The sequence below is a fragment of the Tropicimonas aquimaris genome (genome assembly GCF_042676185.1).
Taxonomy (GTDB): Bacteria; Pseudomonadota; Alphaproteobacteria; order Rhodobacterales; family Rhodobacteraceae; genus Tropicimonas; species Tropicimonas aquimaris.
In genome coordinates, this window is sequence record NZ_JBHTJT010000006.1 from 176,359 (window position 1) to 197,164 (window position 20,806).

Consider the following 20,806-nt stretch of genomic DNA (forward strand, 5'->3'; position numbering starts at 1 on the left):
GCTAATCTGCCGGCGGCACCCGCCCCCCACGCCGTCCGCCCCGGCGGCTGGCAGGACGGCCCTCCGCCAGCCCCTCGATCAGGACCCGGCTCATCGGATGCTCGGGCGCCCCGGCGCCATGGCGTGCCAGAAGCGCCTCAAGCGCGCCGCGCTGGTCGGTTTCCTCCGGCAGCGAAAGCGCCCAGTCCATGAAGATCGACCGGCATTCCGGCGCGCCGATCCCATCGATCCGATAGGCCTCGGCGATCAGCGCCTTGGGATCGGCCCAATCCCCCTTCACGCCGCACCCTCGGCCGTATCCGGCGGCAGGCGCTCTAACGCCGCATCGATGATGCTAGCGGCCGCCGAACGCTTCTCGGCGAGCGCAGCGGTCAGCGCCTCCACGCTCTCCAGCCCGGTCTCCCGCAGCAGCACCTCGCAACAGCCTTGGCCGAGCGTCTCTGGATCGAGCGGCCCCTCCACGATGAGCCGGCCCACGCTCTGCACCGAGCGCGCCAGCCTGTAGGCCGTGGCGAGGTGTTCGACCTCTTCGCGGGTCAGCCAGCCAAGCCGTGCCCCTGCCTGAAGCTGCGCCACGGTCCGTCGGGCCCGCGCGCCGGAGAGCAGAGCGCCCGCCTGGGCCACCAGTTCGATGTCCTGCATCCCGCCGGGGCCGGTCTTGACGCCGAGCGGTCCCTGCTGGCCCTTGGCCTCGGCAAGCCTGCGGCGCATGTCGCGCACATCCTCCAGCACCTTGCCCGCATCCCGCTTTGCACCCATTACCGACAGCCGGATGCGCTCCACCTCCTCGCCAACGGCCGCATTGCCCGCCATCGGGCGCGCGCGGGTCAGCGCCAGGTGCTCCCAGGTCCAGGCCTCCTTGTGCTGGTAACTGTCAAAGGCCGAAAGCGAGGTCGCTACCGGCCCCTGCTTGCCCGAGGGCCGGAGCCGCATGTCAACCTCGTAGAGCCGGCCCTCCGCCGTCGGTGCCGTCAGCGCGGTCAGGATCGCCTTGGTCAGCCGTGCGTAATAGGTCGTAGCCGGCAAAGGGCGCGGGCCGTCGGACGTATCGGCCTGCTCGGCGTCGTAGATCATGATTAGGTCGAGATCCGACCGGGCGTTGATCCAGTGCGCGCCGAGCGAACCCATCGCCACCGCCACCCCGCCGCGCCCGGGCGGCCGGCCGTGGCGTCGCGCGAAATTCTCGACGATCCGCGGCATCAGCCCGCAAAGCACGGCCTCGGCGACATCGGCGAACTGACGGCCCGCCTCGGAGGCATCGACGATCCCGCGCAGGTGGTGCACGCCGGCCCGGAAATGCCAGTCCTTCTGCCAGCGCCGGGCCGCATCGAGCTGTTGCTCGTAATCGCCCGCGGCCTCCAGCCGATCGGACAGGGAGCGGGCAAGCTTGGCGCTTCCGGGCCACGGCTCGAAGAAGCTGCCGCCGATGACCGCGTCGAGCACGCCGGAGTTTTTCGACAGGTAGCTCGCCAGCGCCGGCGCGGTCGAGGCAATGTCGACGATAAGCGCGCGCAGGTTGGGATTGGCCTCGAACAGCGAGAAAAGCTGCACGCCCGCCGGCAGCCCCGAGAGGAAGCCGTCAAAGGCGGTCAGCGCCTCGTCGGGCCGGGGCGCCTCGTTCAGGCGGGCCAGAAGATCGGGCTTCAGCCGCTCGAAAATCTCCTGCGCCCGCTCCGAGCGAAGCGCCGGGTAATGCCTCCAGCGCGACACGATCTCGGGCTCCTCGACAGCCGCGCCTTCGCCCTTTGCCCCCTTGAGCCCCGGCGCGAAAAAACTCTCCGCATCGGCACGCACCTCGGCGAGACAGTCCGAGATCTCGCGGCGGAACCGAGCCGTGTCGCCCTCGCCGCACATCCGCGCGATCCGGTCGAACCCCTCGTCGCTGCTCGGCAGGGCGTGTGTACGGGCGTCGGCCACCATCTGGACCCGGTGTTCCAGCTCCCGCAGCGCCCGATAATGGCCGGTGAACCGCTCAGCGAGGTCCGCCGGGATCCAGCCGGTCTCGGCCAGCCTGCGCAGCGCGGGCACAGTAGCCCGGATCCGCAGGCTGGGATCACGCCCGCCGGCGATGATCTGCCGGGTCTGGGTGAAGAACTCGATCTCGCGAATGCCGCCCGGCCCGAGCTTCAGGTTGCGGCCCTCGAGGCAGCCGGTCTCGTGCAGTCCCTTGTGCTCCTTGATCTTGAGCCGCATGTCGTGGGCGTCCTGGATCGCCGCGAAATCGAGGTGCCTGCGCCAGATGAACGGCCGCAACCGCTCGAGGTAAGCCTCGCCGGCCGCGATGTCGCCGCCACAGGGACGCGCCTTGATATGAGCCGCACGTTCCCAGGTGCGCCCGACCGATTCATAGTACCGCTCCGCCGCCTCCATCGACAGGCAGACCGGCGTGACCGACGGGTCCGGCCGCAGCCGCAGGTCGGTGCGCCAGACATAGCCGTCGCCGGTGATTTCGCTCAGCAGCGCCGTCATCCGCCGCGTGGCCTTGATGAATGCCGCGCGCGCCTCCTGGTAGTCGTCGTCCGAAAAGCGAGTGTCGTCGAACAGCATGATCAGGTCGATATCGGAGGAATAGTTCAGCTCCCCCGCACCCATCTTGCCCATCGCCAGCGCCACCATGCCCGCCGCAGTCCCGAGATCCTCCTCGCCCTGTCCGGGAAACTTGCCGCGCCTCAGCTCGCTCGCCATCGAGGCCTTCATGGCGAGGTCGACCGAGAGATCAGCGAAATCCGTGAGCCCGCCGGTGACCTGCTCCAGCGCCCAGACCCCTGCCAGGTCGGCCAGCCCAACATAGAGCGCCACCCGACGCTTTGCCTGCCGCAACGCGCCCTTGAGTGACGTCCACTCGGTCTGCCGGAGCGCCTCGAACTCGCCTTCCAGCACGCTTGCGGGATCGGCGGCGAGCGCGGCCTCCAGCCAGGCGGTTTCCTTCTCCATCAGGCCGCGCAGGAAGCTGCTGCAGCCCGCGGCCCCGGCCAGCACCTCGCGCGTCTCCGCCGGCAGCGCGGCAAACCGGGCCGCGGCATCAGCCCCGGCAGCGGCGTCGAACGGGATGGGCGAGCGGGTGATGGCGCGGGCGAAGCTCATGCAGGAGTGATGGCGCGGCGGCGCGCGCCGGTCAATCCGCTTGACCACCCCCCACCCGCGGCCCATGCACTCTCTGAAAGTGCGCCGCACCGGCCTCACCCACCGTCCGAACGGAGTCGCCGCGAGATGAGCAAGAGCCTGAAACGTGTCATCGCCGCCCTTGACGAGGCCGGCATCCCCTACGATCTGCGAGAGATGCCCGACAGCACCCGCACCGCGCGCGAGGCCGCCGACGCGGTGGGCTGCGCGCTCGACCAAATCGCCAAGTCGATCGTCGTGGAGGGCGAGATCAGCGGCAAGCTGACGCTCTTCGTCACCGCAGGCGGCAACCGGGTCTGCACGGAGACGGTGGCCGAGTTGCTGGGCGAAGGCACCCATCCGGCCAGTGGAACGCGGATCCGCGAGGTCACCGGCTTTGCCATCGGCGGCGTCTCCCCGGTCGGGCACCTCAATCCGATCCGCGCCTATTTCGATCCGCGGCTGACCGATTTCGAGGAGGTCTGGGCCGCCGCCGGCACCCCACGCCACGTCTTCGGCATCGCGCCGGACCGCCTGCGGCGGCTCTGCCGGGGCGAACTGGCCGATTTCGTCGAAACCGACGCCTGAGCCCCGGAGGCCGGCCCCTACAAGAAAAAACCGCCGCTCGTCCGGGCAGGACGGCGGCGGCGAAGTGGCGACTCTGGTGGACCGGGTGGCAGGGTGCAGAGGCAGAGCACCGAGGCCGTTGGGGACAGGCAGAAACCAGGCAGCACATCGGTTTGGGGACGAAGATGCGCGCCGCCGGGCAGCAGGTCGCAGGCAGAAAACGGGTCAGACGAGCCCGGGCAGGTGCAACCCTCCGACAAGGATCACCATGAGCGCCACGACGCCAATGGCATCTTCAAGCAGCGTGGCTTCGGAGCGGGCAAGCAGGGCTTTGATCTCGGCGAGCATGGCGGTGTCCTCGTGTCGATGTTTGCGCGTCTGTTGCCCCTTTGTTCTCACGCAGGAGAACAAAAGTAAAGAACTTTTTAAGAACAAACGTGAACAAGCGGGAACTTGGATGTTCCACCATTGGCGTCAACACCCTTGGTATGCCTTCAAATTCTCCCTGTAATCAGCGCGTTCCAAGGCGAAGGGCGCCCGCTAGCCGACCGAGATCAGCCGGATCGCCTTGTCCTGTTCCATCAGCCAGAGCAGAACACGCACCGCCTGCCCGCGCTCGCCCTGCAGGGTCGGATCGTCGGCCAGCAGCCGTCGTGCGTCCTGCTGCGCCATCTGCATCAGTCCCGTCTGCCGCTCCATGTCGGCGATTCGGAATTTCGGCAGGCCGGATTGCGCGGTGCCGATCAGATCGCCCGCGCCGCGCATCGCGAGGTCTTCCTCGGCGATGCGGAAGCCATCCTCGGTCTCGCGCAGGATCTCCAACCGCCGCCGCGCCGTCTCGCCCAGCGGCCCCTGGTAGAGCAGCAGGCAGGTCGACGCCGCCGCGCCGCGCCCGACGCGGCCGCGCAGCTGATGCAACTGCGCCAGGCCGAAACTCTCCGCCTGCTCAATCACCATGATCGAGGCGTTGGGCACGTTGACCCCGACCTCGATCACCGTGGTCGCGACCAACACCGAGGTCTCGCCCTCCACGAAACGCGCCATCGCGGCATCCTTCTCCGCCGGTGGCATCTGGCCGTGCACCAGCCCCACCCTGCCCTCGCCGAGCGTCGCGCGCAGGTGACGGAACCGGTCCTCGGCGGCCGTCATCTCGACCGTCTCGCTTTCCTCGACCAGTGGGCAGACCCAATAGGCCTGCTTGCCCCCTGCCACCGCACGCCGCAGGTGATCCACCACCTCGTCGATACGGTCGGTGGAGACCAGCGCCGTCTTGACCGGCGTCCGCCCCGGCGGTTTCTCGTCCAACACCGAGAGGTCCATGTCGCCATATTGCGCCAGGGCCAGGCTGCGCGGGATCGGCGTGGCAGTCATCACCAGAACGTCCACCGCATGGCCCTTGGCGCCCAGTTCCATCCGCTGCGCGACACCGAAGCGGTGCTGCTCGTCGATCACGGCGAGCCGGAGATCCTTGAACTCAACGTCCTTCTGGAACACAGCGTGGGTGCCCACGAGGATCTGGATGTCGCCCCGCGCCAACGCCGCCAGCTTGGCCTGCCGCTCCGCCCCCTTGTCGCGCCCGGTCAGGATCTCGAGCACCACGCCGGCGCTCTCGGCGAGCGGCCGGATCGAGTCGAGATGCTGGCGGGCGAGGATCTCAGTCGGGGCCATCATCACGCCCTGCCCGCCGGCCTCCACCGCCACCAGGAGCGCCATCACCGCAACCAGCGTCTTGCCCGCGCCGACATCGCCCTGCAGCAGCCGTGCCATCCGCTTGGGCCCGCCCATATCCTCCGAGATCTCGCGCACCGCGCGCTCCTGCGCTCCCGTCGGATGATAGGGAAGCGCCGCCAGCACCTTGCCCTGCAGCCGCCCCGTCGCCACCGAGGCCCGTCCCTTGCCGCGCCGCTCGACGCTCCGCGCGAGGGCCAGCGTCACCTGGTGCGCGAACAGCTCGTCATAGGCCAGCCGGCGCCGCGTCGGTGCGTCGGGCGACAGGTCGCGCACGACCTTCGGCGCATGGGCCCCGGTCACCGCTGCGTGCCAGTCCGGCCAGCCCTCGCGCGCCACCAGCGCCGGGTCGATCCATTCCGCCAGCTCCGGTGCCCGCGCCAGCGCCGAGCGTGCCGCCTTCGTCATCGTCTTCAGCGTGACCCCGGAGGTGAGCGGGTAGACCGGCTCGTAATCCGGGATCTCGCCGGCCTGTTCGGGGCGCAGGATGTGGTCGGGATGGACCATCTGGGCCACGCCGTCGAAGAGCTCGATCTTGCCCGACACGATCCGCCGTTGGCCGGTGGGAAGTTGCCGTTGCAGGTATTCGCCATTGGCATGGAAGAACACGAGCTGAAAACTCGTCTCGGCATCCTCCACATCCACTCGGTAGGGTCGTCCGCGGGACGCGGGCTGCCGGTGACGGCCGATCTCGACCTCGACCGTCCCGGTTCCCGGCAGGGTCAACGCCCGCAAAGACGGGACAAGCCGCCGGTCGACTCCCGTGTGCGGCAGCGTGAACAGCAGATCGCGCGGCCGCTCGATGTCGATCTGCGCGAGGTGCTTGGCCGTCTTCGGCCCGACGCCCTCCAGCGTCTCCAGCTCCGCGAAAAGCGGGAACAGGATCGACGGGCGGCCGCTCATGCCTGCCCGATCAGGGTCAGCCAGCCATCCTCGTCGAGTGTCTCGATCCCCAGCTCGGCGGCCTTCTTGGCCTTGGAACCGGCCCCTGGCCCGGCAACCAGCAGATCCGTCTTGGAAGAGACCGAACCGGAGACCTTCGCGCCAAGCGCTTCCGCCCGTGCCTTGGCCTCGGCCCGGGTCATCTTCTCCAGCGTGCCGGTAAAGACCACGGTCTTGCCCGCCACGGGGGAATCGGCCGTTGCCGGGGCCGCCACGTCCTCGATCTCGAGCTGCGCCACCAGACGGTCGATGACCGCCCGCTCCGCCGGCTGGCGCATGGCCGCGACCAGCGCCTGCACCAGCGCGTCGCCGATCCCGTCGACCGAGATCAGCTCCGACCATGCCGGGCTCTCGGCCAGCGAGGCGCGGCGCGCCTTGGTGTCCATCGCCTCCACCGCCTCGGCCGCTGGCTCCTCGCTGGCCCGGACCACGGTGTCGCGCAGCGTCTCCCAGCTTCCGAAATGGCGGGCCAGGGTCTTGGCGGCGACCTCGCCCAGGTGACGAATGCCGAGCGCGAACAGGAAGCGGTTCAGCGGGATGCGCCGGCGCTCCTCGATCGCGGCGAAAAGGTTGGTGGCGGATTTCTCGCCCCAGCCTTCGCGGTTCTTCAACTGCTGCATCCCGCTGCCATAGCGCTCCTGCAGCGTGAAGATGTCGGCAGGCTCGACGATCCAGCCGTCGGCGTGGAACTGCTCCACCTGCTTGGCGCCCAGACCTTCGATGTCGAAGGCGGCGCGCGAGACGAAATGCTTCAGCTTTTCGACGAGTTGCGCGGCACAGATCATGCCTCCGCTGCAACGGCGCACGGAATCGCCCTCCTCGCGGATCGCCTCCGAGCCGCAGATCGGGCAATGCGTCGGGAATTCGTAAGGCACAGACCCGTCGGGTCGCGCCGAGATATCCACATCTGCGATCTTGGGGATCACGTCCCCCGCGCGATAGACCTGCACCCTGTCGCCCACACGGATGTCGCGGCCCTCCCGGATCGGCGCGCCGGAGCTGTCGCGGCCGGCGATGTAGTCCTCGTTGTGCAGCGTCGCGTTGGAGACCACCACACCGCCCACCGTCACCGGCGTCAGCCGCGCCACCGGGCTCAGCGCGCCGGTGCGACCCACCTGGATATCGATCCCCTCGAGCCGGGTCCAGGCAAGCTCGGCCGGGAACTTGTGGGCGATGGCCCAGCGGGGCGTGGTCGAGCGAAATCCGAGGCGGCGCTGGAAGCCGAGATCGTCCACCTTGTAGACAACCCCGTCGATGTCATAGCCGAGCGCAGCCCGCCGGGCCTCGATGTCGTGGTAATGCGCCAGCATCTCCTCGGCGGAGGTGCAGAGCCGGGTCAGCGGGTTGGTGACGAAACCGAGCGTGGCCAGCCGCTCGATGGCGGCCATCTGACTCTCTGCCAGTGGCTCGGAGGTCTCGCCCCAGGCATAGGCGAAGAAGCGCAAAGGGCGCGCTCGGGTGATCTGGGCGTCGAGCTGGCGCAGCGAGCCGGCGGCGGCGTTGCGTGGGTTGGCGAAGGTCTTGCCACCCGCCTCCGCCTGGCGTTCGTTCAGAGCCGAGAAATCGGCGTGGGTCATGTAGACCTCGCCGCGCACTTCCAGCACCTCGGGCGCGCCGTCGATCTGCTGCGGAATATCATCCACGGTGCGGGCATTGGAGGTCACGTTCTCGCCGGTCGCCCCGTCGCCCCGGGTCGCCGCCTGCACCAGGCGTCCGTGCTCGTAGCGCAGCGACAGCGATAGCCCGTCGATCTTGGGCTCGGCCGTGTAGGCGAGCGGCGCATCGGGCGCGAGGCCGAGGAAACTGCGCACCGAACGGTCGAACTCCGCGACATCCTCGTCCTCGAAAGCGTTGCCGAGCGACAGCATGGGGACCGCGTGGGTCACCTTTGCGAATCCCTCCGCCGGGGCCGCGCCGACCTGAGCCGACGGGCTGTCGGAGCGAATCAGGTTCGGAAAGCGCGCTTCGATCTCCGCGTTGCGCCGGCGCAGGGCATCGAACTCCGCGTCGGTCATCACCGGCGCATCCTCGGCGTGATAGGCCCGGTTCGCCTCGCCCAGCACGTCTGCCAGGCGCGCCAGTTCCGCGCGGGCCTCCGCCTTGGTCAGCGTCTCGACGCTTTTCGTATCGCTCATGATCCCTCCGCCTGATGCGCGCCCCAGAGATAGGCGGAGCGGTCGAAGGCGTCCAGTTCGAGTAGCGCCGGTCGGCATGCGCCAGTGGGCGGCCGGCGCGTCGGCGTATCACGCTGCTTCGTCCTCAGCGTCGACTGGGTCCGGCGCGCTCGACGCCCCTCTGCGTTGCACCTGTTCGAAAGTGACAGCTGTTCGCGCACCGCCTCTGTCTCCAGAGCGCCCGGCTCACGCCGCCGCATGTCGCGCTGCACCGCCACATCCGAGGTCATTCCCCAATAAAAAAACGGGCATGCCATGTCGCCATGAGCATGCCCAGAGATACATTGGAGTGGAATTTCCTGTTCTTTTTCCCGCGGAGAGGCCGCGCGGTGTCGTCTCGTGAGTGGTGCTGTCGTGAGTGGTGGTTCTTGCGGGCTGCGAGCCCCGGCGCGCTCAGGCGCCGACGGCGTATTTCGCCCCCATTTCCATTGGCTCCGGGTCGCGCAGCACGTAGCCGCGGCCCCAGACTGTCTCGATATAGTTCTCGCCTCCGGTCGCCTGGCTGAGCTTCTTGCGCAACTTGCAGATGAACACGTCGATGATCTTGAGCTCGGGCTCGTCCATGCCGCCATAGAGATGGTTGAGGAACATCTCCTTGGTGAGAGTCGTGCCCTTCCGCAGGCTCAGAAGCTCCAGCATCTGCTATTCCTTGCCGGTCAGGTGCACGCCCTTTCCGTCGACATCCACCGTCTTCGCGTCGAGGTTGACCGTCACCTTGCCGGTGCGGATGACCGATTGCGCGTGGCCCTTGGAGCGCCGGATGATCGCGTGGATCCGGGCCACCAGCTCTTCACGGTGGAACGGCTTGGTCAAGTAGTCATCAGCCCCGAAACCGAAGCCTTTCACCTTGTTATCCGTATCGTCGGCGCCCGAAAGGATCAGCGTCGGCGTCTCGACCCGGGCGAGGCGCAACTGGCGCAGAACCTCGTGCCCCGTCATGTCCGGAAGCCCGAGATCGAGCAGGATCAGATCGTAGTCGTAGAGTTTCGCGAGATCGATCGCCTCTTCACCAAGATCGGTGCAATAGACGTTCAGGTTCGCATGGGTGAGCATCATTTCGATGCTCTTGGCGGTCGCCGGGTCATCTTCGACGAGCAGGATGCGCATAATTGTTACTCCGCTTCGGTCCCTCTACTCGCGACCATGGCCCGAATTGGTTAATCCCCGATTACCGCTTCCGCACCCGATCACTCTCAACTGAAAGTTGCATTTTTCGGCGCATGGTTAACCTCGCTATTTCTGGGGACCTCGGAACTGCTGAAGGCACGTCGTTTTCAGGGCCGCCTCGCCAAACCGCGCGACCGCGCTCTGCCAGCTCTCATATTCCTCGTCGGAAAGCCCGTAGCGCGACTTTGCCTCTTCGACCGAGATCAGCCCGCCGCATACCGCCTTGACGACCGCCGCCTTGCGGCTTGCGACCCATCTCCGGGTGTCGCTCGGCGGCAGGTCGGCGCGGGTCATGATCGTGCCGTCGGGCAAGGTGACGGCTCGCGGGCCGTCTATCTTCTTGATAAACATGAGTTGCACTCCCATCTCACCACTCGACAGCAGCCTGTCGCCATCGCGCTTAAGGACAGGTGAAACGCCGCCTTGAGAGTGTCTCGAATTTTCCTATAAGGTCGCGCACTCTGGTTAATGGAGCCCCGACATGCCGCTCGACAGCGACACGCCCTTGAATTCACTCGGCTTTGCCAAGCCCCCGTCGCAGACGCGGGTCGTCGTGGCGATGTCGGGCGGAGTCGATTCTTCCGTCGTCGCGGCAGAACTCGCCCGCGAGGGCTATGACGTTGTGGGGGTGACCCTCCAGCTCTACGACCACGGAGCGGCGCTCGCCAAGAAAGGCGCCTGCTGCGCCGGAATCGACATCCACGATGCCCGCCGGGTGGCCGAGGACATGGGCTTCCCGCATTACGTGCTGGATTACGAGAACATCTTCCGCGACGCCGTGATCGACGAATTCGCCGACAGCTACCTTGCCGGCGCCACCCCGGTGCCCTGCATCCGCTGCAACGAGCGGGTGAAGTTCAAGGACCTGCTGCAGACCGCGCGCGACCTAGATGCAGACTGCATGGCGACCGGCCACTACATCCAGCGCAAGATCGGCGACAACGGCCCGGAACTGCACATGGCGGGCGACCCACGGCGCGACCAGTCCTATTTCCTGTTCTCGACCACGCCGGAGCAACTGGCCTTTCTGCGTTTCCCGCTCGGCCACCTCACCAGCAAGGCCGAGACCCGTGCGCTCGCGGCCAAGCACGGCCTGCCGGTGGCCGACAAGCCCGACAGCCAGGACATCTGCTTCGTCCCCGACGGCAATTATGCCTCGGTGATCGAGAAGTTGCGCCCGGGCGCCGGCGAGCCGGGTGAGATCGTCGACATCGAAGGCCGCGTCCTTGGACAGCACGAGGGCGTCATCCACTATACGATCGGCCAGCGCCGCGGGCTCGGCATCGGCGGGCTGGCAGACCCGCTCTACGTCGTGAAGCTCGATCCGGATGCGCGGCAGGTCATAGTCGGCCCGAAATCCGAGCTTTCGACGCGGATCGTGCCGGTGCGCGAGATCAACTGGCTCGGCGACGAACCGATGGACTCGCGCGCCGAATGGCCGCTGTCGGTCAAAGTCCGCTCCACCCGCCCGCCGCGCGAGGCGATCCTGCGCCCCACCGGCCTCGACACCGCCGAGGTGGAACTGCTGACGCCCGAGGAAGGCGTCTCGCCCGGACAGGCCTGCGTCTTCTACGAAACCGAGGGCACCCGTATCTTCGGAGGCGGCTGGATCTGGCGCGGCTGATTGCCCGGCAGGGCGCGACCGGATCGGCGCGCCCCGGCCTTGACCTCGGCCCTCAAGCGAAACACGGCGGGCAGACCCCCATCAGCAGGCAAGGAGCATGCGCATGTCAGGACAGGTGATCATCGTCGGCGGAGGCTATGTCGGCTACGCGCTCGCCCGCGAACTCGACAACGCGGCCGATGTCACCCTGATCGAGCCTCGCAGCCATTTCGTCCACGCCGCGGCGATGATCCGCGGGGTGGTGCAGCCGGATATCGTCGAGCGCGCGCTGATGCCTTACGACGGCCTGCTGAAACGGGGCACGGTGTTGCAGGCCCGGGTCGAGTCGGTCTCCGGCACCGGGGTCACCCTGACGGACGGGAGCCACCTTGCCGCCGACGTGATCGTGGTGGCGACCGGCTCCGGCTATGCCGCGCCCTTCAAGCCAGCCGGCGACGACATCGAGGCTTTCCGCGCGGCCCAGTCCGAAACCCATTCATCGCTGCGACGGGCCGGGTCCGTCGCCATTATCGGCGCCGGGGCGGTGGGCATCGAACTCGCGGGCGAGATCAAGGCCGCGATGCCCGCCTGCGAGGTCACGCTCGTCTCCGATACGCCGGCGCTTCTGCCGACCTATCCGTCGCGCCTCGGCGCCGAGCTCCGGAAGAGACTGGATCTCCTCGGTGTTTCCCTGCGGCTCGGGCACAGTGCCGTCTCGCTGGCCAGCACCTCCGCGCCCTTCACCGGGCCGATCACCCTCGACACCGGCGAGGAGATCGCCGCCGACCTGGTCTTCCCCGTGATCGGCGCGCGGCCCCGGACGGAGCTGCTGACGCCTCTGCCCGGCGCGAAAACCGGCCCCGACGGCCGCGTCATCGCCGACCGCTGGATGCGCCCCTCCGACCTGCCCAATGTGCTTGCCGCCGGTGACGCGGTGGACCTGGGCGACGCCATGACAATTGTCGGCACGATGCGGCAGGTGCCCTGGCTCGCCCGCGCCGTCCGTACCCTGCTGCGCGGACAGGATCTCGGGCGCAGCTTCGCCTATGGCGCCTGGCCCAACCCGCCGATCCTTCTGCCGCTCGGGCCGAGGCTCGGCGCGAGCTACCTTCCGGTCGTGGGAGTGCGCGGCAACGGCACGACCCGCCTGATCAAGGGCAAGACGCTGTTCCTGCCCAAGCACCGCGGGCATTTCGGGCTGAGCTGAGGCTCACCCGCCGTCTTCTGTCCGAGAAACCATCCGGGAAAGCGACCCGCCGACACACGGAAGGCCGTCAGCCTTCCTCAGCGCCCGAGCGCGTCCAAGCCGTCGAGCACCGCCCGCGCGGCCCGCAGGCCCGGCGCTTCCTGCCCCAGGCCGAGCCGCTCCATCGTCAGCCGCATCGCCGCGTGCTGCGCCCCGCCGTTCTCCAGCACCTCCAGCAGAGCCGGGGCAATCGTCTCCGCCCGGCACGCCTTGCCGATGAACTCGGGAACGGCCCGCGTCTCCGACACCAGGTTGACCAACGTCACCGTATCCACCAGCAGCAGCCGCGTGACGTAGACCCGGCTCAGCCACGGCCCGTCATACCCGATCACCATCGGCGTATCGGCCGCCGCCAGTTCCAGCGACACCGTGCCCGAGGCCGCCAGCGCCGCATCCGCCGCGGTAAAGGCTGCGCGCTTCTCGGCCAGCGCCTCGCCCGCATCGCGCCCGCGCGGATCGAGCAGGATCGGCGCGCCGGGCCAGTCGGCAATCATTTCCGCGGCCAGTTCCGCCCGCGCCTCCACCGTCGGCACCACGACCCGGACCTCCGGGCGCCGCTTGATGACGCGAGCCAGCGCCTCGCCGAAGATCGGCGCAAGCTTGGTGATCTCGCCCCGGCGCGAACCCGGCAGCGCCAGCACCAGCGGCGCGTCCGGCGCAATCCCGTGCGCCGCCCGGAACTCCGCCGCCGCGTCGGCATCGGCCCGCGGCTCGGCAACGACCGGGTGCCCGACGAAATCGCAGCGCATGCCCGCAGCTTCCATGTGGGGCGGCTCGAAAGGCAGCAACGCCAGCACCTGGTCGATGTCCGGCGCCATCTTCTGCGCCCGCTTTGGCCGCCAGGCCCAGACCGTCGGCGCGACGTAGTGGACGGTATGCTGGGCGGGCGACAGCTTGCGCACCCCCCGTGCGACCCGCAGGCCAAATTCGGGCGAATCGATCGTGATCAGCGCATCAGGTGCCAGGTCCACCGCCGCCGCCACCGTCTCGTCGAGCCGCCGCTTCAGCTTGAAATACTTCGGCAGGATCTCCGCCAGCCCGACCACCGAAAGCTCGGCCATCGGGAACAGGCTCTGCATCCCCTCCGCCTCCATCAGCGGACCGCCGACGCCGTGGAACTCCACGCCCGGAGCCAACTGCTTCAGACCCGCCATCAGCGCGGCCCCAAGCTTGTCGCCAGAGGGCTCGCCGGCCACCAGGAAAATCCGCATCACCCCAACTCCCCGGTCGGCCGCACCCACAGAAAAAGCCCCGCCTCGTCCGCCGCCTGGATCGTTGCCGGACGGTCGAGGATCATCACCCCGCCCTCGGCCAGCGCCACGCCCGTCAGCCCCGCCGCCTGCGCCGCGCGGATCGTGTCCGGCCCGATGGTCGGAAGATCCACCCGACGATCCTGCACCGGCTTTGGCGCCTTGTAGAGCACGCCGCCCGCGGGCAGGCCTTCGGGTCGGTCCCGCAGCGTCGCCAGCATCCAGTCGGTGCCGGGCATCGCCTCGATGGCCAGCGCCTGACGCCGCGCCACGACGCACCCCTGCCCCACGTCCGCGCGCCCGAGCGCCGAGACGATCTCCGCCGCGCGCGCCGCGTCCGCCCTGGCGTCCTCGTCCGGCGTCACCCGTCCCAGAACGCCCGCTGGCGGCAGCAGGTCCGGCAGGATCTCGTGCGCCGCGCGCACGGTCATGCCGCGCTCCTCGAAGAGCCCCAGCACCACCCGCAAGGCGCCATCGTCGCCCTTGCCGAGCGCCGAGGCGAAACGGCCCAGCAAGGGAACGGTGGCAAGGTCCAGCGCCCGCGGGTCGAGTTTCGGCCGGCGGATACCGCCCGCGAAACAGGCCTCCGTCGCGCCGCGCTTGCCGAGTGCCCTGAGCAGCGAGCCCATGGTCTCGAGCCGAAAGGTCAGGTCGGGCGTCACGGCGCCCGGCGCCGCGTCGTGATAGGCGCAGTAGATCACCTCGCGCCCCTCGGCCCTGAGCCGCTCGGCCAGGACCTCGGGCAGCCGCCCCTGCCCCGCGATCAGCGCCAGCGGCGGCACGCGGCTCACTCCGGTGTCAGGAAGCTGCGGTCGGAATCGCCCTGGATGAAATCGACGATCGCCTTGACGTATTCGCTCTCGGTCCGGGCCCCGAGCGCTTTCGCCCGCTCCCGGAACGTCCCTTCCTCGGCGGCCAGCGCCCGGTAGGCGTCGCGCAGGGCGTTGATGTCCTCGCGCTCCAGCCCTCGCCGCTTCAGCCCCACGAGGTTGAGCCCGACAAGCTCGCCGGCCGCGCCCTGGACCATGCCATAGGGGATCACGTCCTTCTCGACCTTCGACATGCCGCCGATAATCGCGCCCTTGCCGATGCGAACCCACTGGTGAACGCCAGAGATGCCGCCGACGATCACGTCGTCGTCGACCTGGACATGGCCCGCAAGCCCGACGTTGTTAACCAGAATTACCCGGTTGCCGACCCGGCAGTCATGGGCGACGTGCACGCCCGCCATCAGCAGGCAATCGTCGCCGATGCTGGTGATCCCGCCACCGCCCTCGGTGCCCGGGTTGATGGTCACATGCTCCCGGATCCGGTTGCGGGCGCCAATGACGAGCTTGGTGTCCTCGCCATGGAATTTCAGGTCCTGCGGGATCTCGCCGATCACCGAGAACGGAAACAGCACGGTCTCCGCCCCGATCTCCGTGTGACCGGTGATCACGACATGGGATTTGATCTCCACGCCAGCGGCCAGCGACACCTTGGGGCCGATCACGCAGAACGGCCCGATCGAGACACCGGGACCGATCTCTGCGCCCTCGTCGATCACCGCGGTGGGATGAATGCGTGCCGTCGTATCGATGGTCATGGGCTCAGCCCTCCACTTCCGCCTCTTTCGGCAGTTGGACCATGGCAGAGAACTCAGCCTCCGCCGCCAACTCGCCGTTCACCATCGCGCGCCCCTCAAACCGGCCGATGCGCGAGCCGGCCCGCTTGACCGTCACATGCAGCTCCAGCACATCGCCGGGCACCACGGGACGGCGGAACTTCGCCTTGTCGACCGTGGTGAAGTAGATCATCAGCTCCTCGGTGATGCCGCGCGACGCGCCGATTAGCACCGCCGAGGTCTGCGCCATCGCCTCGATCACCAGCACGCCGGGCATCACCGGATGGCCCGGGAAATGGCCCTGGAAATGCGGCTCGTTGAAGGTGACGTTCTTGATCCCGACAGCGCTCTTTCCGGCGTCGATGTCGCGCACGTGGTCGATCATCAGGAACGGGTAGCGGTGCGGCAGGATCTTCAGGATGGTCGCGTGATCCGCCTCGAGCAGCGGGCTCTTTTCATCGGTCATGGGTCAGTGCCTTGTCTTTGTCGTCACGGGTCGCGGCCGCGCCCGCCGTTGCCTCGCTCCTACACGTCAACTCCCGCAACGGCAAGCGACGCGGCGGCGGCAACGGCTCCGAAACCGCCCAACCACAGGCACTTGCGCGAAACCTCGCCACCCGGCTCAAGCGCCCGAAGGGTGCCACGCCCAACACGTCCCGACCGCCGACAGGCGGTCCGGACGTGGCGGGAGCCCTAGTTCTCGGTCGCGGGCGCGCCCCCCTCCTCTGCGGGCACCGCGCCCGTTCCATCCGACACCGGGGCAAGGTCGCCGCCGTCGCCGACAAGGCTGTCGATCCGCGCGATCGCGCTTTCGGTCACGTCGATCTGATCGGCCGAGAGGATCACCGCACGCTCGTCGAGGATCGCCACGGCGCCAACCTCCCGCACCAGCTCGGACAGGACCGGGATGACCCGCTGCATGAAGACGCGCCGCTCCAGTTCGCGCCGGCGCTGCAGGTCCCGGATGCGGGCGTCCTGCTCGTCGCGCAGTTGCACGACCTTGGCATCGAAGGCATCCGCCAGCGGCCGGAACTGCTCCGGGCTCATCGTCTGGCGCTGTTCGGTCAGCCGCTGTTCCTCGGCGGTGAGCTGGGCGCTGATCTCGCGGTTCAACTCCGCGAGTTCGGACGACACCTGCTCCAGCTCCGCCAGGACCCGCTTGCCGTACAGAGTATCGGAAAAAAGCCGGTCCTGATCGAGCGTCAGGACCGGCGTTTCAAAGATATCCGCCGCCTGCTGTGCAATGGCCAGCTGCCCGCACAGGCTCAGCACCGTTGCAGCGACAAGCGCGCGGCCGGCCCGGAGAAATCCGCGCCGCCCCATGATCAGAAGCGCGTGGAGACTGTGAACTCGAAGTTCTGCTCCTCGTCGTAGTCTTCCTTGATCAGGGGACGCGAGAAGTTGAACCGGAGCGGACCGATCGCCGTATCCCAGAACAGGGACACGCCTGCTGCCGAACGAAGCGCGAAATCGTCGTCGACCTCATCGTCGCCGTCGGGTCCGCCGGCGGTGTCGTCGAGGCCCCAGACCGAACCGACATCCCAGAACACGCCGCCGTTAAGGCCGTATTCCTCGGGCAGGCCCAGCGGGAAATCCGCCTCGAAGCGCGCAACCGCATAGTAGTTGCCGCCCAGCACGTCCTCATTCTCCACGTTCAGGTCGCGCGGACCCACGCCGTTGGCCTCGAAGCCCCGGATCTTGTTCGAGAGCGAGTAGCGCTCGGTGATCCGGCTGTTGCCACCCGAGAACACCACGCCACCGGCCTCGAGTTCGGCCCGGAGCGTCACCTCCTCGTTCCAGATCGCCTTGCGCGCGCGCAGGGTCGCTTCGGTCCGGACGTAACTGGCCTCGTCCTCGCGGTAGCCGAAGTCCTGGCTGAAGAACAGCCCGACGCCAGCCGTCGGGTCGAGCCCGTCGTCGAGCGTGCTGTAGGAGATCGTGTAGCCGGCCGAGAGCGAACTCAGACCGCCCATCTCCTCTTCGCGCTGAAGCACGTAGGAGGAGCCGCTTTCGTATTCGTCCTCGTCGGTGTCCGGGTCGTCCGCGGTGCCGGTATCGACATTGTCGATGCGGCTGTAATCGTAGGCGAAGCGCACCCCGAAACGCGCGAGCTCGTTGAGCGGGAAGGTGAAGCTCGGCCGGAATAGTCCGGTGGCGGTATCGTAATCCGAGTTATCCTGCTCCGTCTCGCGATAGTATGAGGAGATTCCGAAGGCGACGTCACGTCCGAGGAAGGCCGGCTCGACGAAATTGAAGCCGAAGACCTGGCTGGAATCCGTGAAGCCCAGGCTTGCGCTCAGCGACTGGCCCCGTCCGAGGAAATTGCTCTCCGAGAAGCTGAAGTTCACGCCGACACCGGAGTCGGTCGAGTAGCCCAGACCGAAGCCGAGCGAACCGGTCGGTTGCTCCTCGACGTTGACGTCGATGATCACCTGGTCCGGACGGGTGCCTTCGCGCGGCACCACCTCGGAATCCGCGAAGAAGCCAAGCGCACGGATCCGCTCCGCCCCTTCCCGCACTTCGCGCGGGTTGAAGGGGTCGCCTTCGACAGTGTCGAACTGGCGACGGATCACCTTGTCGAGCGTCGCGGTGTTGCCCTCGATGTCGATACGTTCCACGAAGACCCGCGGCCCGCGGCTGATCACGTATTCCACGTCGATGGTAAGGTTGCGGTCGTTGCGGTTCAGCCGCGGCTCGATGCGGATGAAGTTCAGGCTCTGGTCCACCGCCAGACGCTCCAGGCGGGCAATGTCGGTATCGATCGGAACCGGCGAGTACACGCCGCCGGACCGCAGACGGGTCGCCTTCAGATAGGCATCCATGTCGATGCCGGGCACTTCGGAGCTGACGCTGACGTTGCCGATCCGGTACCGCTGGCCCTCGCGAACATTGAACGTCAGCAGGTAGCCCTTGCGGTTGCGGTCGAGCTCGGAGGTCACGCTGAGCACTTGGAAATCGATAAAGCCGCGCGAACGGTAGAAGTCGGTCAGCAGTTGCTTGTCGAACTCGATCCGGTCCGCGACGAAGGTGTCGCGGTTGATTACCTGGCGGATCAGGCCGGCCTGCTTGGTGGCCAGCACGCGGCGCAGGCGGCTGTCGGAATAGGTGCCGTTACCGACGAAGGAAAGACGCTCGATCTCGCTGACCCGTCCTTCCTGGATCTCGAAGACGAGGTCGACGCGGTTGTCGGAGCGGCGGATGATCTTGGGGGAAACGGCGGCGGCCAGACGGCCGCTTTCGCGGTAGGCATCGGCAATGGCAGCAGCATCGGCCTCGGCGGTCGAGGGGGAGTAGACCCGGCGCGATTGAGACTGGACGATCTGCGTCAGAACCTCGTCATTCAGACGCTTGTTGCCCTCGAAGGCCACCACGTTGATGGTCGGGAACTCTGTGACCTTGATCACCAGGGTGTTGCCAGAGGGCACCAGCTCGACCTTTTCGAACAGGCCGGAGGCTGCGATATTCTGGTAGGCGTCGTTCAGCTCGGCCGCGCTGACCGCATCGCCGGGTCCGATTCCGGCGTAGGTCACGATCGTGGCCGGGTCCACCCGCTGGTTGCCCTGAATGTCCACATTGCTGAAACGATAGCTCTGTGCCGATGTGGCAACCGGGAAAATCCCCGTCATTACAGGAAACAAACTGACGATGGCGAGTGTCCTGGCCGGCGTCAGGCCGCTTTTCCGGTTCCGCCGGGCGTGCCTGCTCGCGCCGCCCGTATCTTTCTTGTGCATGCCGACGTCCCCCGACGCATGATGTAGATTATTATGTCTTTGCTAGCGTCCCTTGCCCCGCTTGTCAAAACGACAAAGGGCGACGCGCGAGCGTCGCCCTCTTGAGTCCATTTCGGCAACACTCAGCCGATGGCCGAGCCAAGCGCGGCAGCGCCGAACAGCGCGCCGATGATGGCGGCAGCAAAGAACAGGCGGTCCCAGTTCAACTGCACCAGAAGGCTCAGGCTCTGATATCCGGCGTTCATCGTTTGCATTGGTCGGTCCTGTCGGTTCGCCCTTGTTTCACTGACCCCAATTTAAGCCCGGATTGTGACCACATTGGGGCGCGAAATCTGACGTTTTCGCCGCTTTTCAGGGACAGAACAGGTCGTTCGTGAGGGCGAAGGCCATCAGCGCGAGCATCAAGGAAAGGCCCACGCCCATCAGCAGCCGCAGCGCCTTGTCGCTGGGAGGGCGACCGGCCAGCGCCTCGTAGGCGTGGAACACCAGGTGGCCACCGTCGAGCACCGGGATCGGGAACAGGTTGAGCATCCCCACCGCAGTGCTGAGCACGGCGATGAACCAGATGAAGCTGTCCACACCCTGGCTTGCTGCCGCGCCGCTGGTCTCGGCAATGCCGATCGGGCCGCGCAGGTTGCAGGCCGAAATCGCTCCGGTCACCATGTGCCACAGCCCCGACAGCGAACTCTGGATGATGAAGCCGGTCTGGTCCACACCGTATTGCAGCGACTCCATCACGCCCGGCGTCTCGGTGGCCGGAGTGAACATCAACCCGCCCGTCATCCCGATCAGCCAGCGCGTCTCGAACCCGCCATCGGCCGTCGGAAGGTCCACCCGCCGCGGCGCCAGGACGAACTCTAGCGTTTCGCCATCGCGCCAGACGTCGAGCGCCAGCGGCTTGCCGTCGGATTCGCCGACCGCTTCCTGGAGCTGCTTGAAGGCGATCAGCGGCGTGCCGTCGATCGCGGTGATCACATCGCCGGTCTCGATGCCCACGTCCATCGCGGCCGAACCGGCCTGGAGCCCTTCGACCATCGGGGGGAACGGATAGGGCCCCTCGACCGCCACCTGCTCCCCTGCCCGATCGATATCGTAGCGAACGCTTTCGGTGACCGGCATCTCGCGCACGACGTCGAAGAAGCCTTGGTAATCAGGCGTTTCGGTGCCGCTGACGGCAAGGATCGTGTCGCCCGGCAACAGCCCCTGCGCCGCCTCCGGCATGGGTTTCAGCGTCCCGACCTGAACGGGCTCCCGCGGGGTGCCCTGCCACAACAGGATCGCGGCGAAGACCAGAATGGACAGGATAAAGTTGAAGACAGGCCCGGCCGCCACCGTCGCCGCCCGCGCCCAGAGCGGCGCGCCGTGCATGGTGTGGCGCTTGGTATCCTCGTCGAGCTGGTCGTAGGTGTCCGATGCCTTGTCGCTGGCCGCGCTGGCATCGCCCAGGAACTTGACGTAGCCGCCAAACGGCAGCGCCGCCACCTGCCATTGCGTGCCGCGCCTGTCCGTCCGCTTGAGCAGAACCGGACCGAAACCGATAGAGAACACCTCGGCCCGGATGCCCGACCAGCGCCCAACGATGTAATGGCCGTACTCGTGCACGAAAACGATCACGCTGAGCGCCACGACAAAGGCGGCAAAGGTCCAGAGGGCGCCCCCGAACTGGGGGATCAACGTGGCAATATCCATGGGA

At 67.6% G+C, this 20,806-nt stretch carries 17 protein-coding genes and 1 pseudogene; 3 read left to right on the plus strand and 15 right to left on the minus strand.

Annotated features, from left to right (window positions below; all coding sequences use genetic code 11):
• Position 1 precedes the first annotated feature (1 nt).
• Entirely contained in the window at positions 2–280 is a 279-nt protein-coding gene (locus ACFQ2S_RS02715) for a hypothetical protein (RefSeq protein ID WP_386072514.1), read from the minus strand.
• Positions 277–3,150: a [protein-PII] uridylyltransferase family protein gene (locus ACFQ2S_RS02720; protein ID WP_449369409.1), complete on the minus strand. Its 2,874-nt coding sequence runs from the start codon at positions 3,148–3,150 to the stop codon at positions 277–279. Before ACFQ2S_RS02720 ends, ACFQ2S_RS02715 begins: the two co-directional genes overlap by 4 nt.
• 60 nt (positions 3,151–3,210) lie before the next feature.
• Between ACFQ2S_RS02720 and ACFQ2S_RS02725 the strand changes: the two genes are divergently transcribed.
• A complete protein-coding gene (locus ACFQ2S_RS02725; protein ID WP_386072516.1) occupies positions 3,211–3,690 on the plus strand; it encodes a YbaK/EbsC family protein in 480 nt (159 codons plus the stop codon).
• Positions 3,691–3,894: 204 nt separating this feature from the next.
• On the opposite strand, the gene ACFQ2S_RS02730 is transcribed toward ACFQ2S_RS02725, so the two are convergent.
• From ACFQ2S_RS02730 to sciP, 5 genes and pseudogenes are all read right to left on the minus strand, one after another.
• Positions 3,895–4,017: a hypothetical protein gene (locus ACFQ2S_RS02730; protein WP_089232967.1), complete on the minus strand. Its 123-nt coding sequence runs from the start codon at positions 4,015–4,017 to the stop codon at positions 3,895–3,897.
• A 192-nt stretch (positions 4,018–4,209) separates the two neighbouring features.
• Positions 4,210–6,300 carry an ATP-dependent DNA helicase RecG gene (recG, locus tag ACFQ2S_RS02735; protein WP_386072517.1) on the minus strand — a complete coding sequence of 697 codons (2,091 nt, stop codon included), beginning with the start codon at positions 6,298–6,300 and terminating at the stop codon, positions 4,210–4,212.
• Entirely contained in the window at positions 6,297–8,474 is a 2,178-nt protein-coding gene (ligA, locus tag ACFQ2S_RS02740; protein WP_386072519.1) for an NAD-dependent DNA ligase LigA, read from the minus strand. The genes recG and ligA overlap by 4 nt, the downstream gene beginning before the upstream one ends.
• 432 nt (positions 8,475–8,906) lie before the next feature.
• Positions 8,907–9,620 (minus strand): annotated as a pseudogene (ctrA, locus tag ACFQ2S_RS02745) (response regulator transcription factor CtrA).
• 126 nt (positions 9,621–9,746) lie between these two features.
• Positions 9,747–10,031 carry a CtrA inhibitor SciP gene (gene sciP, locus ACFQ2S_RS02750; protein WP_386072521.1) on the minus strand — a complete coding sequence of 95 codons (285 nt, stop codon included), beginning with the start codon at positions 10,029–10,031 and terminating at the stop codon, positions 9,747–9,749.
• Positions 10,032–10,161: 130 nt separating this feature from the next.
• On the opposite strand from sciP, the gene mnmA reads away from it, so the two are divergent.
• Together mnmA and ACFQ2S_RS02760 are read left to right on the plus strand one after the other, a co-directional pair.
• Positions 10,162–11,304 carry a tRNA 2-thiouridine(34) synthase MnmA gene (gene mnmA / locus ACFQ2S_RS02755; protein ID WP_386072523.1) on the plus strand — a complete coding sequence of 381 codons (1,143 nt, stop codon included), beginning with the start codon at positions 10,162–10,164 and terminating at the stop codon, positions 11,302–11,304.
• A gap of 103 nt (positions 11,305–11,407) precedes the next feature.
• The gene (locus ACFQ2S_RS02760; RefSeq protein WP_386072524.1) at positions 11,408–12,490 is read left to right on the plus strand and encodes an NAD(P)/FAD-dependent oxidoreductase; all 1,083 of its coding nucleotides are present in this window, start codon (positions 11,408–11,410) and stop codon (positions 12,488–12,490) included.
• A 77-nt stretch (positions 12,491–12,567) separates the two neighbouring features.
• On the opposite strand, the gene lpxB is transcribed toward ACFQ2S_RS02760, so the two are convergent.
• The 8 genes from lpxB to rseP form a co-directional block, all read right to left on the minus strand.
• Positions 12,568–13,740, minus strand: a complete 1,173-nt coding sequence (gene lpxB / locus ACFQ2S_RS02765) for a lipid-A-disaccharide synthase (protein ID WP_386072526.1) — start codon at positions 13,738–13,740, stop codon at positions 12,568–12,570.
• A complete protein-coding gene (locus tag ACFQ2S_RS02770) occupies positions 13,740–14,570 on the minus strand; it encodes an LpxI family protein (RefSeq protein WP_386072527.1) in 831 nt (276 codons plus the stop codon). Before ACFQ2S_RS02770 ends, lpxB begins: the two co-directional genes overlap by 1 nt.
• Positions 14,567–15,364, minus strand: a complete 798-nt coding sequence (lpxA, locus tag ACFQ2S_RS02775; RefSeq protein ID WP_386072529.1) for an acyl-ACP--UDP-N-acetylglucosamine O-acyltransferase — start codon at positions 15,362–15,364, stop codon at positions 14,567–14,569. The genes ACFQ2S_RS02770 and lpxA overlap by 4 nt, the downstream gene beginning before the upstream one ends.
• Positions 15,365–15,368: 4 nt before the next feature.
• Complete coding sequence (gene fabZ / locus ACFQ2S_RS02780) at positions 15,369–15,848, minus strand: 3-hydroxyacyl-ACP dehydratase FabZ (protein WP_089232958.1); 480 nt, start codon at positions 15,846–15,848, stop codon at positions 15,369–15,371.
• Positions 15,849–16,075: 227 nt separating this feature from the next.
• Complete coding sequence (locus tag ACFQ2S_RS02785) at positions 16,076–16,705, minus strand: OmpH family outer membrane protein (protein ID WP_386072531.1); 630 nt, start codon at positions 16,703–16,705, stop codon at positions 16,076–16,078.
• Between the two features lie 2 nt (positions 16,706–16,707).
• A complete protein-coding gene (bamA, locus tag ACFQ2S_RS02790) occupies positions 16,708–19,113 on the minus strand; it encodes an outer membrane protein assembly factor BamA (RefSeq protein WP_386072532.1) in 2,406 nt (801 codons plus the stop codon).
• 122 nt (positions 19,114–19,235) lie between these two features.
• On the minus strand, positions 19,236–19,367 hold the full coding sequence (locus ACFQ2S_RS02795) for a hypothetical protein (protein WP_281251215.1): 132 nt from the start codon (positions 19,365–19,367) through the stop codon (positions 19,236–19,238).
• A gap of 97 nt (positions 19,368–19,464) precedes the next feature.
• Positions 19,465–20,802 (minus strand): RIP metalloprotease RseP, encoded by a 1,338-nt coding sequence (gene rseP, locus ACFQ2S_RS02800; RefSeq protein ID WP_386072533.1) that lies wholly within the window; start codon positions 20,800–20,802, stop codon positions 19,465–19,467.
• Between the last annotated feature and the right edge of the window lie 4 nt (positions 20,803–20,806).

Coding starts and splice junctions, on each gene's coding strand:
- ACFQ2S_RS02720 (WP_449369409.1), bottom strand. CDS start 3,150: ATGGGCCGCGGGTGGGGGGTGGTCAAGCGGATTGACCGGCGCGCGCCG.
- ACFQ2S_RS02725 (WP_386072516.1), top strand. CDS start 3,211: ATGAGCAAGAGCCTGAAACGTGTCATCGCCGCCCTTGACGAGGCCGGC.
- ACFQ2S_RS02730 (WP_089232967.1), bottom strand. CDS start 4,017: ATGCTCGCCGAGATCAAAGCCCTGCTTGCCCGCTCCGAAGCCACGCTG.
- recG (WP_386072517.1), bottom strand. CDS start 6,300: ATGAGCGGCCGCCCGTCGATCCTGTTCCCGCTTTTCGCGGAGCTGGAG.
- ligA (WP_386072519.1), bottom strand. CDS start 8,474: ATGAGCGATACGAAAAGCGTCGAGACGCTGACCAAGGCGGAGGCCCGC.
- sciP (WP_386072521.1), bottom strand. CDS start 10,031: ATGTTTATCAAGAAGATAGACGGCCCGCGAGCCGTCACCTTGCCCGAC.
- mnmA (WP_386072523.1), top strand. CDS start 10,162: ATGCCGCTCGACAGCGACACGCCCTTGAATTCACTCGGCTTTGCCAAG.
- ACFQ2S_RS02760 (WP_386072524.1), top strand. CDS start 11,408: ATGTCAGGACAGGTGATCATCGTCGGCGGAGGCTATGTCGGCTACGCG.
- lpxB (WP_386072526.1), bottom strand. CDS start 13,740: ATGCGGATTTTCCTGGTGGCCGGCGAGCCCTCTGGCGACAAGCTTGGG.
- lpxA (WP_386072529.1), bottom strand. CDS start 15,364: ATGACCATCGATACGACGGCACGCATTCATCCCACCGCGGTGATCGAC.
- fabZ (WP_089232958.1), bottom strand. CDS start 15,848: ATGACCGATGAAAAGAGCCCGCTGCTCGAGGCGGATCACGCGACCATC.
- ACFQ2S_RS02785 (WP_386072531.1), bottom strand. CDS start 16,705: ATGGGGCGGCGCGGATTTCTCCGGGCCGGCCGCGCGCTTGTCGCTGCA.
- bamA (WP_386072532.1), bottom strand. CDS start 19,113: ATGCACAAGAAAGATACGGGCGGCGCGAGCAGGCACGCCCGGCGGAAC.
- ACFQ2S_RS02795 (WP_281251215.1), bottom strand. CDS start 19,367: ATGCAAACGATGAACGCCGGATATCAGAGCCTGAGCCTTCTGGTGCAG.
- rseP (WP_386072533.1), bottom strand. CDS start 20,802: ATGGATATTGCCACGTTGATCCCCCAGTTCGGGGGCGCCCTCTGGACC.